At 40.8% G+C, this 14,638-nt stretch carries 14 protein-coding genes; 2 read left to right on the forward strand and 12 right to left on the reverse strand.

Going from position 1 to position 14,638, the window contains the following annotated elements:
• Positions 1-36: 36 nt before the first annotated feature.
• The 10 genes from AB5642_RS02860 to AB5642_RS02905 form a co-directional block, all read right to left on the reverse strand.
• On the reverse strand, positions 37-876 hold the full coding sequence (locus AB5642_RS02860) for a carbohydrate ABC transporter permease (protein ID WP_118577625.1): 840 nt from the start codon (positions 874-876) through the stop codon (positions 37-39).
• The gene (locus tag AB5642_RS02865; RefSeq protein ID WP_118577626.1) at positions 873-1,757 is read right to left on the reverse strand and encodes a carbohydrate ABC transporter permease; all 885 of its coding nucleotides are present in this window, start codon (positions 1,755-1,757) and stop codon (positions 873-875) included. The genes AB5642_RS02860 and AB5642_RS02865 overlap by 4 nt, the downstream gene beginning before the upstream one ends.
• Positions 1,758-1,834: 77 nt before the next feature.
• Positions 1,835-3,118, reverse strand: coding sequence for an ABC transporter substrate-binding protein (locus AB5642_RS02870; RefSeq protein ID WP_368371448.1), 1,284 nt, complete (start codon positions 3,116-3,118; stop codon positions 1,835-1,837).
• Between the two features lie 144 nt (positions 3,119-3,262).
• Entirely contained in the window at positions 3,263-4,876 is a 1,614-nt protein-coding gene (locus AB5642_RS02875; protein ID WP_118577628.1) for a response regulator, read from the reverse strand.
• Positions 4,848-6,653, reverse strand: coding sequence for a sensor histidine kinase (locus tag AB5642_RS02880; protein ID WP_118577629.1), 1,806 nt, complete (start codon positions 6,651-6,653; stop codon positions 4,848-4,850). The genes AB5642_RS02875 and AB5642_RS02880 overlap by 29 nt, the downstream gene beginning before the upstream one ends.
• A gap of 71 nt (positions 6,654-6,724) precedes the next feature.
• Positions 6,725-7,117 (reverse strand): VOC family protein, encoded by a 393-nt coding sequence (locus AB5642_RS02885; RefSeq protein WP_118577630.1) that lies wholly within the window; start codon positions 7,115-7,117, stop codon positions 6,725-6,727.
• Between the two features lie 100 nt (positions 7,118-7,217).
• Positions 7,218-7,754: a DUF3877 family protein gene (locus tag AB5642_RS02890; protein WP_118577631.1), complete on the reverse strand. Its 537-nt coding sequence runs from the start codon at positions 7,752-7,754 to the stop codon at positions 7,218-7,220.
• A gap of 195 nt (positions 7,755-7,949) precedes the next feature.
• Positions 7,950-8,744: a GNAT family N-acetyltransferase gene (locus AB5642_RS02895; protein ID WP_118577632.1), complete on the reverse strand. Its 795-nt coding sequence runs from the start codon at positions 8,742-8,744 to the stop codon at positions 7,950-7,952.
• Positions 8,745-8,906: 162 nt separating this feature from the next.
• Positions 8,907-9,407, reverse strand: a complete 501-nt coding sequence (locus AB5642_RS02900) for a hypothetical protein (RefSeq protein ID WP_226814881.1) — start codon at positions 9,405-9,407, stop codon at positions 8,907-8,909.
• Between the two features lie 64 nt (positions 9,408-9,471).
• Positions 9,472-9,957, reverse strand: a complete 486-nt coding sequence (locus tag AB5642_RS02905) for an RNA polymerase sigma factor (protein ID WP_118577634.1) — start codon at positions 9,955-9,957, stop codon at positions 9,472-9,474.
• A gap of 177 nt (positions 9,958-10,134) precedes the next feature.
• Here AB5642_RS02905 and AB5642_RS02910 point away from each other — a divergent pair, with 177 nt between their 5' ends.
• On the forward strand, positions 10,135-10,674 hold the full coding sequence (locus AB5642_RS02910; protein ID WP_148461505.1) for a nitroreductase family protein: 540 nt from the start codon (positions 10,135-10,137) through the stop codon (positions 10,672-10,674).
• A gap of 147 nt (positions 10,675-10,821) precedes the next feature.
• Positions 10,822-11,943 carry a DUF362 domain-containing protein gene (locus tag AB5642_RS02915; protein WP_148461504.1) on the forward strand — a complete coding sequence of 374 codons (1,122 nt, stop codon included), beginning with the start codon at positions 10,822-10,824 and terminating at the stop codon, positions 11,941-11,943.
• 58 nt (positions 11,944-12,001) lie between these two features.
• On the opposite strand, the gene AB5642_RS02920 is transcribed toward AB5642_RS02915, so the two are convergent.
• A complete protein-coding gene (locus tag AB5642_RS02920) occupies positions 12,002-12,301 on the reverse strand; it encodes a hypothetical protein (RefSeq protein WP_243872629.1) in 300 nt (99 codons plus the stop codon).
• Between the two features lie 270 nt (positions 12,302-12,571).
• Positions 12,572-14,608, reverse strand: coding sequence for a beta-galactosidase (locus AB5642_RS02925; protein WP_173718049.1), 2,037 nt, complete (start codon positions 14,606-14,608; stop codon positions 12,572-12,574).
• Positions 14,609-14,638 lie beyond the last annotated feature (30 nt).

The raw sequence follows: 14,638 nt of genomic DNA on the forward strand, positions 1-14,638 counted from the left end.
ATATCTGCCCTTAATCTGTAAATTTTATTTAAATACTCATCCCTTCACAGCACCGGCTGTCATACCTGCAAGCATCTTCTTGCTGCTGAAGAAATAGAAAATAAATACTGGAAGTACTGTAACTGTTATTGCCGCAAAGGTTGCGCCCCAGTCAGTCAGTCCCATACTTCCCACGAAGTCATTCAGACCCAGTGTAATTGTTTTCATATCTGTTGATCTTGTAAATGTATAAGCATTGATATATTCATTCCAGCAGAAAACAGCCTGCATGGTAGCTACGGTAATGATAGAGTTCAAGGACATTGGAACTACCATTTTGAAAAAGCAGCCCATTGGAGAACATCCGTCAATAATAGCTGCTTCCAGCATTTCCTCCGGGAAGAATTTGTTAAAGGAATAAAACAGCTGGATGGAATAGGACAATGAAAATGCAATCTGCGGTAAAATAATTGCCGGATATGTATTGATCAGTCCCATTTTATTAAAGATACTGAACAAGGGAATCAAGGCAACCTGCATAGGAAGCATTAATCCAAGCAGGAAATAGTTCAGGATTACTTTTCTTCCTTTGAATTTAATTTTACTAAGTGCAAATCCAGCCATCAGCGCAAATAAAAGTAATGGAACTAATACACCGATCAAAACGATAATACTGTTTTTAAAATAAGTCAGCATATGGCTCTTTGTAAAAACATTAATAAAGTTTGTTAATACCCACTTAGATGGAAGTGCATATGCCGGAAGCTTTCTGAAATCATCCAGGGATTTAAAGCTGGAGGTAAATACATAGAAGAAGGGGTACACCTGCATAATAACCAGGAGTAACGCAATGACCCATTTAATAATACCTGAAATGGAAACTTTTTTCTTTTTCATTCATCTTCCCCCTCTCCTGAAAATTTACGGAATAATAAACCAACTACCATACAAATGATTACGATCATAATGGCTACAGAACTTCCGTATCCATACTTCATACTGCTGAATGCCTGTTTATACATGTAAGTTGTCATAAGCTCAGAAGCATTTCCAGGTCCGCCATGTGTCAGCAGATATGAGAATTCAAAGGATCTTAAGGATCCATTTAATACCAGAAGACAGTTTGCAATGATAACCGGTTTGATGTATGGGATTTTTACATACAGATATTCCTGCCATACTGCTGCTCCGTCAATCAATGCTGCCTCACCCAGTTCATCCGGTACTCCGATCAGTGCTGCATAGAAAATAACCATATACAGACCGAGATATTTATAAGCCTCTACAAATGCTGTTACATACAAAGAAATCTGAGGATTTGATATCCACTCCATGAACTTAAATGAAGGATTCACAAATGATAAAATCTGATTTATGATTCCAATCGGTGTTACAGAAAACAGCTTTGTAAAAATCTGACAGATTGCAACAGATGAAATTACTACCGGAATGTAGTACAAGGTCTGTAAAGCAACTCTTCCTTTTTTGATTCTGGAAAGAAGGATTGCAAACAACAAACCTCCAAATACCTGAATTGCCACATTGATAATGGTATAAATAATCGTATGCCATACTGTAGAGCGGAACACCGTATCCTGGGTTAAAAGCTCCGCATAATTCTTAAATCCTACAAATACTTTCTCGCCTACACCACTCCAGTCAAAAAAGCTGTAATAGCCTGCCCATACAATGGACACAATAACAAATGCAGTATAGATAAGGAATGCAGGAAAAAGGAACATGAAAATTACTGATTTTTTTCCAAATGCTTTCTGCATAAGATTCCCTCCTCTTCTTTCTTTAAAAGAGACTGACGATTAATCCGCCAGTCTCATTCCTGCATGCTTAAAATTCTTTATTTAACAAAAGAATCACAGGTTTCAATAAATTCATCTGGTGTGGTAATTCCCTGTGCCAGTTTCTGCTGTTCATCAACGATTTTAGTCAGCACATCAGAATCAAGTTTATCATCCCAGGAAGTCCATGCTGTTTCTGCGTTCTCGAACATTGGCTGAGTGTCATAGTACAGCTGCGGAAGTCCTTCTGGAAGAGAATCTTCTTTAAATGGAGAGAATACATGTGCCTGAGTGTAGCAAGCGTCTGAGAAGTTCTCGCACATGTAGTCAAAGAATTCCTGCATTGTATCATCATATGTAGCCTTATTGAATCCTTCTGCAAATCCAGCATGAATCGGTACATTTGTAGACATATTGTCCATTCCTTCTGTATCCGGTACCGGGAAGAATCCAAGTTCTCCATTATCATACATTTCTTCTGCCAGGCTGATCTGTCCGGAACCAGTATAGAAGATTGCTCCTGTACCACCGAAGAACAGGTTGCATGCGGATGTGAAGTCTACACTTGCAAATCCAGGCTCAAAATATCCTTTTGTTCCAAGATCAGAAAGAAGATTTACTGCATATTTTGCAGACTCGTTCTCACTAAAGGAATCTGTTCCTGCCTGATATCCCTGGATAAATTCAGGACCTGTTACTCTCCATGGAGAGAAGGAAAGATATCTCATAAGCTGCCATGCATCAGAGCCACCTACGATTACCGGAATCTCACCCTGATCTGCGATTTTCTGGCAGTCCTCTTCAAACTCTTCCCAGGTTGTAGGAGCATCTGTGATTCCTGATTTTTCAAAAATATCTTTTCTATACATAAAGTATTCGCAGTACAATCCCTGTGGGAACAAATATAAATTTCCATCATCTGCATCGGTAAGGAAATCACGAATTGCTCCGTTTAATTTATCTGCATATCCGTTTCTCTCTAACTCTGCACCTACATCAACCAGAGCATCAATATCCTTGCAGGCTGCAGAAAGTGTTCCATTCGGGCATCCAAAGATGTCTGGAAGTGTATCACTGTTGATGTACATCTGCAGCTTTGTGAAATAGTCCTGCATATCGTTTACAAGTTCAATTTCATAATCCAGGCCTTTCTCGTCACAGAAGTTTTTTAGAAGATAGTCAAAGGTCTGAAACTGCTCTGTTGATTCCGTTCCTTTTAACAGTGCAGTAATCTTGGTTCTCTCGCTGTCTGCTGAAGCTGTTAACGCCCCCATTCCTGTCATAAGACCAGCTGTCATAGCTGCTGTCAACGCCAGAGATACCATTTTTCTCATTTTTTTCATTTCATTTTCCTCCTTTTATTTTAGGTTTCCTCGCTTTTGATGATTTTATTTTACCTTCTGGTGCTTTTATAAACAATTGGAAATAAACGTAAAAATGGGAGATTTGTACACAGTTTCCTTTTGTGCACAAATCTCCCATTGCTTTTAGATATGTTTACGGAACTCATTAGGGGTAATGCCGTATCGCTTTTTAAACACCTTAATGTAATATCCGAAATCCTTATATCCTACCATTTCTGCTATTTCATATTGCTTATAGCGATCATCTGCTATCAGCTTCTCCACATGCTTAAAACGCACATCTGTCAGATATTCCAGAAAGCTTTTTCCTGCATATTTCTTCAGAAGCCGGCTGATATAGGTTCGGCTTACATGAAACTTTTCTGTAAGATCATCCATTGAAATATCTGTAGCAAAATTTTTCTCAATGTATGATAATATACTTTGAACCAGTTTCTGGTTTCGTTCATCTGAGCCTTCTGTATTCTGCTTGATCAAAGTCCCAAACAGATTAAACATACAGGTCAGAACTTCTTCTGTAGTTTCACATTGGGAAATACGCTTTACTCCATCCTGCAATACAGAAAAATTCCAGTTTTTATTGTGTATTTCACTGTCTACTGCACAGGTGTACGGAAACTTCATGCATCCGAACAGCAGATCCATTGCTGCAAATTTTACAGCCTCCCCATCCTCCGGTGCTTTGGCAAACAGCTGACGCAATTCATCTTCCGCTTTTTCGAAGCTCTCCTGAAACAGAGTCATCATAAAATGCATTCTTTCTCCCGGTGTAATTACAAAATCCTTCTGTTCTTCATATTGCAGGTCTTCATATTTCAGAATAATGTTCGCTCCAAGATAAATACACTGTCTGCAGGCCTTCTGGGCTTTTCGGTACTGGGCATTTGCCTGATACTCATCTTCTGAAATATCACTGATTCCAAAATTCATATATGCCTTCAGATACCGTTCCACTTCTTCCTGAATTTTTCCACAGGCCTGAAGTGCAAGATCCATACATTTCTGATTTTCTTCCTCTTTCGCAAACAAAAGTATGAAGTTATACTCAGCTGTAGCCGTATTATAATCACTCAACACCTGTATGTTGTAATTGTTGAAAATTTCCTCAAAAATATTAATACAGGCAAATTCTTCAATCCATTTGTCGCCTTCGTGAAGTTGTTTTTCCCCAACTACCTTTCTTCCAACACATACAATGTATTTTTCGATGGTCAGCTTAAGGGATTTCGCCTGCTCCTGCACCACACCTTTTCCCTGGATCCTTCCATAGAGAAGATTCCCTGCAAATTTAGATCTCAGCTCTGGTACAGACTGATTAAAATATTTCTGTAAATCCCGAACCTCCTGCTGTTCATCTTTTTTTGCATGTATCTCTTCTGCAAGCCGGGCTGCCATATTTTTTAATTCCTCATAGTCAATTGGCTTCAGCAGATATTCCTTCACGCCAATAGTGATTGCTTTTTGAGCATAGGCAAAGCTGTCGTAACCTGTCAGGATTACAATAACCGTATCCGGATACATCTCGTGAGCCCGCTCCGCAAAATCCAGACCATCCATTCCGGGCATCCGAACATCTGTAAGAATCAGATCCGGCTTTATATGCTCCAGCTTTTCCAGTCCCTCCAGACCATTTTTCGCAGTAGCTGCTACCTGATATCCATAATCAGACCAGGGAAAAGAACACAAGCCATCCAGAATAATATACTCATCATCCAATATCATTACCTGAAGTTCCATTTTCCATAATCTCCTTCGCTTTTTTCAAAGGAATTTCCAGCACTACCAGAGTTCCCTTCTCCTGTTCCGATGTGATCGTCATTTTTGCTTTTCCGTGATATACATATTCCAGACGTTTCTGCACTGCATAAATGCCCAGATTCGTATGTGTTCTTTCTGCCTTATGTTCCGGCTCTTCCTCCATGTTCATAAGGGTTTTCAGCTTTTCTGCAGATATTCCCACACCGTCATCCTTTACTTTGAATACTGCTATACCATCCTGAACTTCTCCTGAAATATAGAGGAAGCAGTCCCAGGTGGCATTTTCAACTCCATGAACGACCGCATTTTCAACCAGCGTCTGTATTACCATCTTAGGAATTTCCAGTTCGTTCAGTTCCTCGTCTACCTCAATATACGAAGTAAATTTATCTCCATATCTTGTTTCCTGAATAAAAAGATAGTCTTCAATGTATTTCAATTCTTCTTTCACACGTACCATGCTTCGTTTATTACTAATACTTGCCCGCATAAGATTGCTGATTGCAGTTACCATCCGGCAGATATTTTCTTCCCCTTTTTTTCTAGCCATCCAGTTAATGGTATCCAGTACATTGTAAAGAAAATGCGGATTGATCTGTGCCTGCAATGCTTGAAATTCTATATCTTTATTTACCATTTCCATCTCGACGATCTGCTTCAGCAGCTTTTCAATCTTCTCAATCGTCTGATTGAAAACAGAATTCATCGCTCCGATTTCATCTGTTCGTTCTTCCGGGAGGCGCACTGAGAAATCTCCTTTGGCAAATTTTTTCATGGCATTACTGGTTCGTTCAATAGGTCTTGTAATTCCACGCGCCATAATATTTGCAAGAAATACACATAGCAGAATGCTGATTCCGATTAACAACACAGTGGTTTTTTCCAGTTCCCTAGCCGTTTTCTGCAAAAAGCTGGTAGGAATCATTCCCACAACCGTAAGTCCTGTATCTGAGCTTGTCTGGTAAACGAGATTGTAAGCTTTCCCGTCCAGATTAAGCCGAAGGTTTCCGGAATTTCCATTAATCTGATCCACCCATTTCTGATCCTTCAAATCTTTATTTTCACCGACACTTTCCAGCAGAATGTTGTTATCCTGATCCAGTAAAAATATATGAGCAAACAGGGACTCCTGTGCTGTAAGCGTCATTTTCTTCAGATAGCTGATTTTTATAGAAGCCCGCAAAACTCCAAGAGGTTCCATAGTCAATACATCTTTTATCTGTTTAGCCATATAAATCAGATTTTCGTCCGCTGCATTATAGTAAACACAACGTCCATTTGCATTTTCTGCCATTGTGCAGGAAATTTCGGAGCTTTCTTCATTGATTCCTCTGTCATTGGAAAGAAGATGGTTTGCACCATTATATCCGTACAGCTGAATATCATTCATATATATGCTCGTATATCCCTGCAGCAGCAGACGTCTGATCTGACCTGCCCTTGAATAATAAGAATAAAGCTCGGAACCGTCAGATTTATATGGTTCATCTGATTCCAGTTCTGCCTGTACAATACTATTATTCGCGATATACTCAAATGAATTTTCCACCATATCGAAATAATGATCCAGATTAACAGACAGCTCATTAATCACTCCTGCCGATTGTTTCACAGTCTGCTCTGTTACAATTTCAGATGCAGACATAAACTGGAAAAAGCTGGTTGCCAAAAGCACAACCAACGTAATGCCTAGTGTACAATACAGATATTTTCTCTGAATTGAAAGATTCAGAAACCATTTTTTTAACTTTTTCATTTTTCCATCCACCTTATAAAAGCCGGTACATTGTTTCAGGCAATGTACCGGCTTCCTGTTATAAATATCCTTTATAAGTACTGACTGAATTCAACCTTCTCTTTGTTCGGTCCTTCAATAGTGAAAAACTTTACTCCATTTTCCCAGAATGGTAAAAAATGAATACTGTCCTGTGTGGTATTCAAACCAGCCTGGTTAATGTACTGATAAATTTCTTCTATATCCTTAACATCGAGTGCAACATGATCAATTGCACCAACCCGAAGGACTGCTGCATGATTCTCATATGTTTCTACAACCAGAGTTCCAAGCTTCAGAAATACAACCTTCTCGTCCGCCTCTTCATTAACTGTTTCAAAAGCTGTTTCAAAACCCAGTTTATGGTAAAAATCTACAGTTTTATCAATATCATTTGTTGGAATTCCAATATGCTGAACACCTGTTGAATAGTTTTTCAAATCCATTTTCGTTTCCCCCTTAAACTCTGTTAAAAAATATGTTTTGTCCAATAGCTTTTTAACAATATACGCACAAGTTTTCTTGTTTGTCAAGATTTACGCTTGTTCAAAATCCAAAATCCTCATAATCCTCTGGCAGAAATCTGTGATAAATGAAATGGAATCCCTCATCCTTAAAGCAGTAATAATAGGTATCATCTGCCTTATCCAGGAAACGGATATAGAAATCAAATTCTCCATTGTCCATTTCCTGACTTTCTGTTTTTTCCCAGTAAGAAGTAAACAGGTCAAGTAATTTCACCTTTGTGCAGTCATGCTTCTGAACCAGTTCGATGAGCACTTTGATAAATTCATTCTCTTTCATATTCTCATGCACATAAACGCTTCCAGGCTCCGGAATATAAAAACAGAATCTGTCCCCTTTATGAGACACCGCCACATTTCCCAGCTTGGAAGTCAGCTCTTCCGGCAGATTCTGCAGACGAGCCAACATTTCTTCTGCACTGTCCTGCACAGAAAAAAAATGATTTAGGGAAGATAGCGGATAATATAAGTGAATCTTCTCTTCCTTAAAGCCAAGCTTAGCCTGTTCTTCCTTTATTACATCTATTAAACTATTTTCCAGCTTCTTAAATCCAGTCATAAGTTCTCCTACTTCCACTAAAAAGCGGCCTTACATCCCATTCTTTCAGCTGAATGCTTCCGCTGCTTTTTCAATCAATTGACAATTTTCTTCTATTATGAGTGTTTTCTTTGCTTTTTTATAACAAAAATCACAATTATATAATGTTTCGTTTCAGTCTTTCATATTCTACCATACTTCCAGGTTCGCCGCAACTTACTTTTTCACTTTATAAACCACATACTCATGACTGAAATGATACCCCAGTTTCTCTGCCAGTCCTACTGACATTTTGTTGGCTGCATCCCAGTTTGGATAAAGCCCGCGTTTGTCACACTCCAGAAACAGCCGCGCCGCTCCGATATATGCAAGACCTTTTCTCCGGTAGTCCTCACGGGTTACTACCTCAATTTCAATTCCACCATGACATCCAAGATTCTCGTCACTTCTTCTGCCATAACCAGAATAAGAGGAAATTCCGGCGACTACTTCCCCGCCCGTTAAAATGCAAACACCAAGTCCATACTCTTTGTATTGACTATAGCTTTCGTAGTTTGCTGTCAAATCCTTACTCCACTGTGTATCTCTGCAAATTTCAAAAAGCTCCTGATCGATCAGTCTCATCTCATACTCTCCTGGCAAACTCTGTGCTACCTTCTGAAGCTGCTTTAAATCAAAGATTCCAGGTTCCTTTTTGATTGCATAACGGATCGCTTTCTCTGCCTTCTCCCCGTAACATTCCACAATCATCTGTGCCCAGTCATCATTTTGCGGAACCAGAATCACTTCCTCTGATGCACTGTTTGTCAAAGCTCCGGAAATGATCTCTGATTTTGGTTTTCCACTCAGGAAGCAGAAATCCCCAAGCATAACAACACCACTCTCCGGTTTTTCCAGAGAATCCACATAGATTTTTCCCATCACTCCCTGCAATGCGGACCAGACTACACTATCCTGCCAGCCTGCAAAAAGAGCAGTGGCTCTGCCCGTTTCTTTTAATTCATAAATCATATTCATCCCCCTTACGTAAATCAGGCGAGAGACCTTTGCCCCTCGCCATCCTTGCTTAATTCATTTATCCAAACAGACTTGTCGGTGACAGCACCATATATGAAAGTCAAAGTCAGCTGTTCCACGCCTGCGAAACGCTTTAGAACGTATTTGAAAAATGCTCTACGGTTCTATATATTTATCATTTGAAAAAGTGTACCCATTCTTATATTTCACCGTTAAATAGAATGTCTCTTTTCCATCTGTAACCTTTACAAAACAAACATTATTATCATCAAATTTGTCGGTAATGTCAATACTCTGATTGTGAAAATAAACCCATACGCTTCCATCATCTTTATATTCTACATCCGGGGAATTAATTTCTTCCATAAGTTCTTCCGCTGTAAGGGCGCGCTGAGTTCCGTCAGCATCAATAGATACTCCACCGCCACCGGTCTGCTGAAGTGTGCCATCCTCATTATAGTATTCCATGGTATAAGTACCGTCATTGGAAACATCTAAGGTCGCCTGCGTCTGATCGCCATGGAGCCATATCTGAACCGTGCGCTGGATACCTCCAACATTCGCTGCATATGCAGTACCTGTTCCTCCAAGGATAATACAGCCTGCAATCACTGCAGCTGCAGTTTTCATTTTTGTTCTTTTCTGTAATTTTGCCATATTTTCAACCTCCTGTAATGAGCCCTTTGAAGTCTGCAATACGGAAAAAGCTTTTTTATATTTTTCACCATTCGTCATTTTCCCATTCCTCCTTTAAAGAATCCTTAAGCAAGGCTCTTCCCCTGGAAAGCCGAACCTTTACATTGCTTTCTGAAAGCTTCAGGATTTCGGCTATTTCCCTGACGAGATAATCTTCGTAATAAAACAAGTGAATCACAATGCGGTACTTGTCCGGAAGCTTCATTACCTCTTCAAACAAATCTCTTGACTGGGAATCTGGAAAAGAAAGAGTTTCCATATAATCCTCCAGAGAGCATTTATTTTTCTTCCAGAAAGTCCTGTTTATATTTTTCGCCTTATTGATAACCACACGAAGGAGCCATGCCCGGATGTGCTGCTCATTTTCAAATTCTTTTCTACTGGTGTAATACTGAACAAACGTCTCCTGAACAGCATCCTCCGCATCCATCTGATTCTGACAGATATTAAACGCTGCGGTGAAAAGATTGTTCTGGTAGAGCTGGATCAGCTGTTGAACTGGTTGTCTCATGAGAACTCCTCTGGCTGCTGATCAGTATGAAAAGCAGCGGTCTGTTATTTTCTTGTATCGGGTACCTTCACTAATTATACAAATAAAGAGGGAGAAAGGTTACAAAAAATTTTAACTTTTCACATCCAATGAATTATGCTAAAATACAGCCAAAACATACTTTAAGGGGGCTTTTTCATGGAATTTCAGACACTTATTGAGAACAGAAGATCTGTGCGTAAGTACAGTTCCCATACAAACGTTACCAAAGAGCAGATACAGCAGCTTGTACAGGTCGCTTTGGAAGCGCCATCATGGAAGAATACAGAAACCGGTCGTTATTACTGTGTTTTATCCGAGGATATGAGTCAGAAGCTTCGTAAAGAATGCCTGTGTTACGCGAATAACGATGTAAAAACTGAGCATGCAGCTTTGATTGTCACTACCTTCGTACATAACCGTGCCGGTTTCCAGACAGACGGCACTCCGGATAATGAGATTGGAAATGGATGGGGCTGTTATGACCTTGGTCTTCAGAATGAAAACCTGATTCTGAAAGCTACAGAGCTTGGTCTTTCCACTCTGATCATGGGACTTCGGGATGGGGATAAAATTCGCGAAATGCTTTCTATTCCGGAAAGTGAAACCATTGTTTCCGTTATTGCTGTAGGAAAAGCTGATGAGGAGCCCAGCCGTCCGAGACGCAGAGAGTTGGAGGATGTTCTGAAGTTCTTTTAAAACGTGTTTGAAAAGGCTTTCTGCAAGATGTGTGTTACAATTTGTGGGAACGATTTTGAGGGCACGCTATAGTACAAAAATAACTTGACATTAAAGCAATCACAAGAATAATATGAAGATAAATAAAAATCAGAAATGAGGAATTTTATGGAAAAATCAACAGTATATTTCACCGACTTCCGCTGCAAGGTCGGCACAAGCCAGCTGGACAAGCTGAAAAAACTGTGCATTGCAGCCGGAATCAAAGACATTGATATGGATGGTAAATTCGTGGCCATCAAAATGCATTTCGGAGAACTTGGAAATCTTGCTTTCCTGCGCCCCAATTATGCAAAAGTAGTAGCCGATCTTTGTAAGGAGCTTGGAGGAATGCCGTTTCTTACTGACTGTAACACCCTTTATCCGGGAAGCCGCAAAAATGCTCTGGAGCACATGGATTGTGCGAATCTGAATGGCTTTAACACCATCACTACAGGCTGTCAGATCATTATCGGTGACGGACTTCGCGGTACCGATGACGTGGAGGTTCCTGTAGAAAATGCAGAATACTGTCCTACTGCCAGAATCGGCCGTGCTGTAATGGACGCTGACATATTCATCAGTCTTACTCATTTCAAGGGACATGAAGCCACCGGTTTCGGCGGCGCAATCAAGAATATTGGTATGGGCTGCGGAAGCCGTGCAGGAAAAATGGCTCAGCACAATAGTGGTAAACCAGTTATCGAAACAGACCTTTGCCGCGGCTGCAAACGCTGTGCAAAGGAATGCGGAAGTGACGCTATTACATATCCTGAGAAAAAAGCGGTCATTGATTATGAGAAATGTAAGGGTTGCGGCCGTTGTATCGGTGCCTGCAGCTTTGATGCAATTCACAACCCGCACAGCAATTCCAATGAGCTTCTCTGCCGTAAGATGACAGAGTATGCACAGGCAGTCTGTCATGGACGCCCATGCTTCCATATCGCTCTGGTTCAGGACATCAGCCCGAACTGTGACTGCCACGGCGAAAATGATGCTCCGATTCTTCCGGATATTGGAATGTTCGCAAGCTTCGATCCCATTGCTCTTGATCAGGCCTGCGTAGATGCATGTCTTGCTGCGGAGCCAATCCGCAACAGCCAGCTTGGTGACAACCTTGCGAAACCAGAATGGCATTGCCACCACAACCACTTTATGGATTCCAATCCGAATGTAGAGTGGGAAGCAACTCTGGATCATGGACAGAAGATTGGACTTGGAACAAGAAGCTATGAACTGAAGAGAATTTAATTAATAAACAGCTGCCACATTATCAAAACACTTTGAACAATGCGGCAGCCGTTTAACTTTAACCTTTTTTTGCCAGATACCTTTTAATCAAAAAGGAGCAGAAATATGGAAATGTATAAATGCCATTTTCTATTCCCACATTGCTGTCAGCCAGTTTTATTCCCCACTTAATATCGCTGTAACTTTCATTATCAATCAGTTTTCTTAAAGATTTTGAGCGATTTTTATTTGCCTTTACTTCAACCGGAACCAGTTCATCTTTTGTCCTGACAAAAAAATCTTCTTCCAAAGTTGCATTTTCTTTTTTGTAATAATATAATCCTAAAATACATAGTCTCACCCCTTCAAGAAAAGTCATCACGTTTTATAAGCTTTTATTCGCAATTTTCTCACGTTTTTCATTACTATCTTAACACAAAAATCACGTTTTATGTGCATTAAATTATTTAGACCTATATCCGCTTTCCTTACAACCACAATCAGACCAGGCAGAAAGCCGCCAGCATATAAACCAACACACGGACCAAACAAATCACGCTACTGGTGTTCCAAACAAATACTGGTAACACAAAAAGTTCCGGTAACCGATGTCTTTCCACCGTTTACCGGGACTTTTTATGGTTTCTTTTTAAGCTTCTTCCACGATTTTCACACCCCATGCAGGCATTTGGAGAGCGGTGCCATTTTCTACGGCGGTGTTTTCTAACAGCTCTATGCCATTTTTATAATCATAAGGCATTTCCAGTTCCATACCAGAATAATTCAAGAAATAACAAACAGTTTTTCCCAGATCATTCAAACCTTTTCGCACAATAATTGGGTAGTGGTATTCTGGGATTTCTACGCCTGCTTCCGGGAGCACGGCTTTATAAACGGACTTCAGGGTTTCCTCGTCTGTCATGCAGCCGATGTATACGGCCTGGCCTTTTCCGTAGTGGTTTCGGGTGATAGCGGCGTAATCTTTCCAATTATAGTGCTCGTAAGATGCCAGCACTTCTGCTCCTTCCGAAACCAGAAGCTCCATAAATACATTCGCAGCTGGGTGTGCATTGCCTTTCTGATCTGTTTTTTCCGGAATGACTTCCCCTGTTAAGCCTACATTTTTCGGGAAAGTGAACTGATCGTAATGGACTCCGAAGCAGTTGCTCAGAATATGTGGCTGCACCTGATGACTTACCTTCACATTTTCATTTGCAAAAGCAGTTTTAAAGGATGCAATCAGGGTTCCGCCATTTTCCACATACTGTTTTAACCGTATGAGAAGCTCATCAGGTGCCGCATACAGGGCTGGTACTACAATTGCTTTATATTGCTCCAGATTCTCGGACTCTGGCCAGATGAAATCGCATTCTACGTTCATGTGATACAGAGTATCGTACATCCAACGCATAACGTCATTATAATAGATACTCTTAGCATCCGCGCCGGGTGCCTGTTCCTGGATTCGGAACCAGTTCAGGGCAGTAAGCGCTTCATTGCTGACCAGTACTGCCACTTCATTTTTCTTCTTCAGATTAACCAGATGTTTTCCAAGGCGGGCAAACTCGTTACCAATTGTGCAGGCTTCCCTGTAAGTGGCATTTTCCTGGAAATCATGGCTGAGCAGGCCTTTCCAGTATGTCTCAAAAGAATTATGGATGGAATGCCAGTGCCAGTACATCACGCTGTTTGCGCCAGATGCCAGGTGACTGTATGCCTGTAGTCTCAACTGTCCTTTATATGGTGTCCATCCAGGAAATCCCTGTGCTTCGGTTTCAATTACCAGATAGTTGTCCTGTTTCAGGGATCGGATCAGATCTCCGCCGAATGCAATTTCTGCGCCAGTGAGGTCATCCTGTGTAGGATGGTAAATATCGGTTCCTGCAATTGTCAGGCACTGGGACGCATGAAAATGGTTTACATAAGGCTGAATGCCATAGGAATATCCACGCCACTCAAAATCCAGATTATGGGTTACAAACTGGTCTTCTCTTCTATATTCATTTACAATATCAGCCTGCCAGCCGAGGAATTTGTCCACCAGAGTTCTCTGGAATTTCTCAAATTCTGCGCCAAGGCTTCCATTGATCGTACCACGCACATCTGGAAAATCCTCCCATGCATTAATTCGATTGCTCCAATAATCCAGCCCGAATTCGTAATTCAGGGCATCCAGATCATCATGGAATTTTTCACGAATATATTTCACAAACTGCTCCTGCACGTTTTTTCCAGCAGTTCCGTAATATTTCGTCTCATTATCCAGCTGGAAGCCGATGACGCACTTTCTATGTGCTGTGCGCTTCATCAGTTCTCGGATTACACGCTCCGCATAGAACAGGTACACCGGATGGGTAATGTCCATGATCTGACGGGCACCGTAAATACCTCTTCCTCTTACTGTTTCAGCCAGTACATCCGGATGCGCCTTCACCATCCATGTAGGCACAGCATAGGTAGGCGTACCGATAATCACATTGATTCCTGCCTCTTCCATGGCATCCATTACTCTTTCCACATGGGAAAAATCAAATACTCCTGGCTGCGGCTCGCAAGTGCTCCAGGTAGACTCGGCAATTCGAACGGTATTGATTCCCGCTTTTTTCATCATTTCCACATCTTTATCCAGGCGGTCATACGGCATATACTCATCATAATATGCTACTCCATAAAGAAGTTCTTTCATGTTCATCCTCCATTATTTTTTATGGCATTA

Origin of the sequence: Ruminococcus sp. 1001136sp1_2201st1_G3_2201SCRN_220225 (assembly GCF_040924365.1) — a bacterium.
GTDB classification, from domain to species: domain Bacteria; phylum Bacillota; class Clostridia; order Lachnospirales; family Lachnospiraceae; genus Blautia_A; species Blautia_A faecis.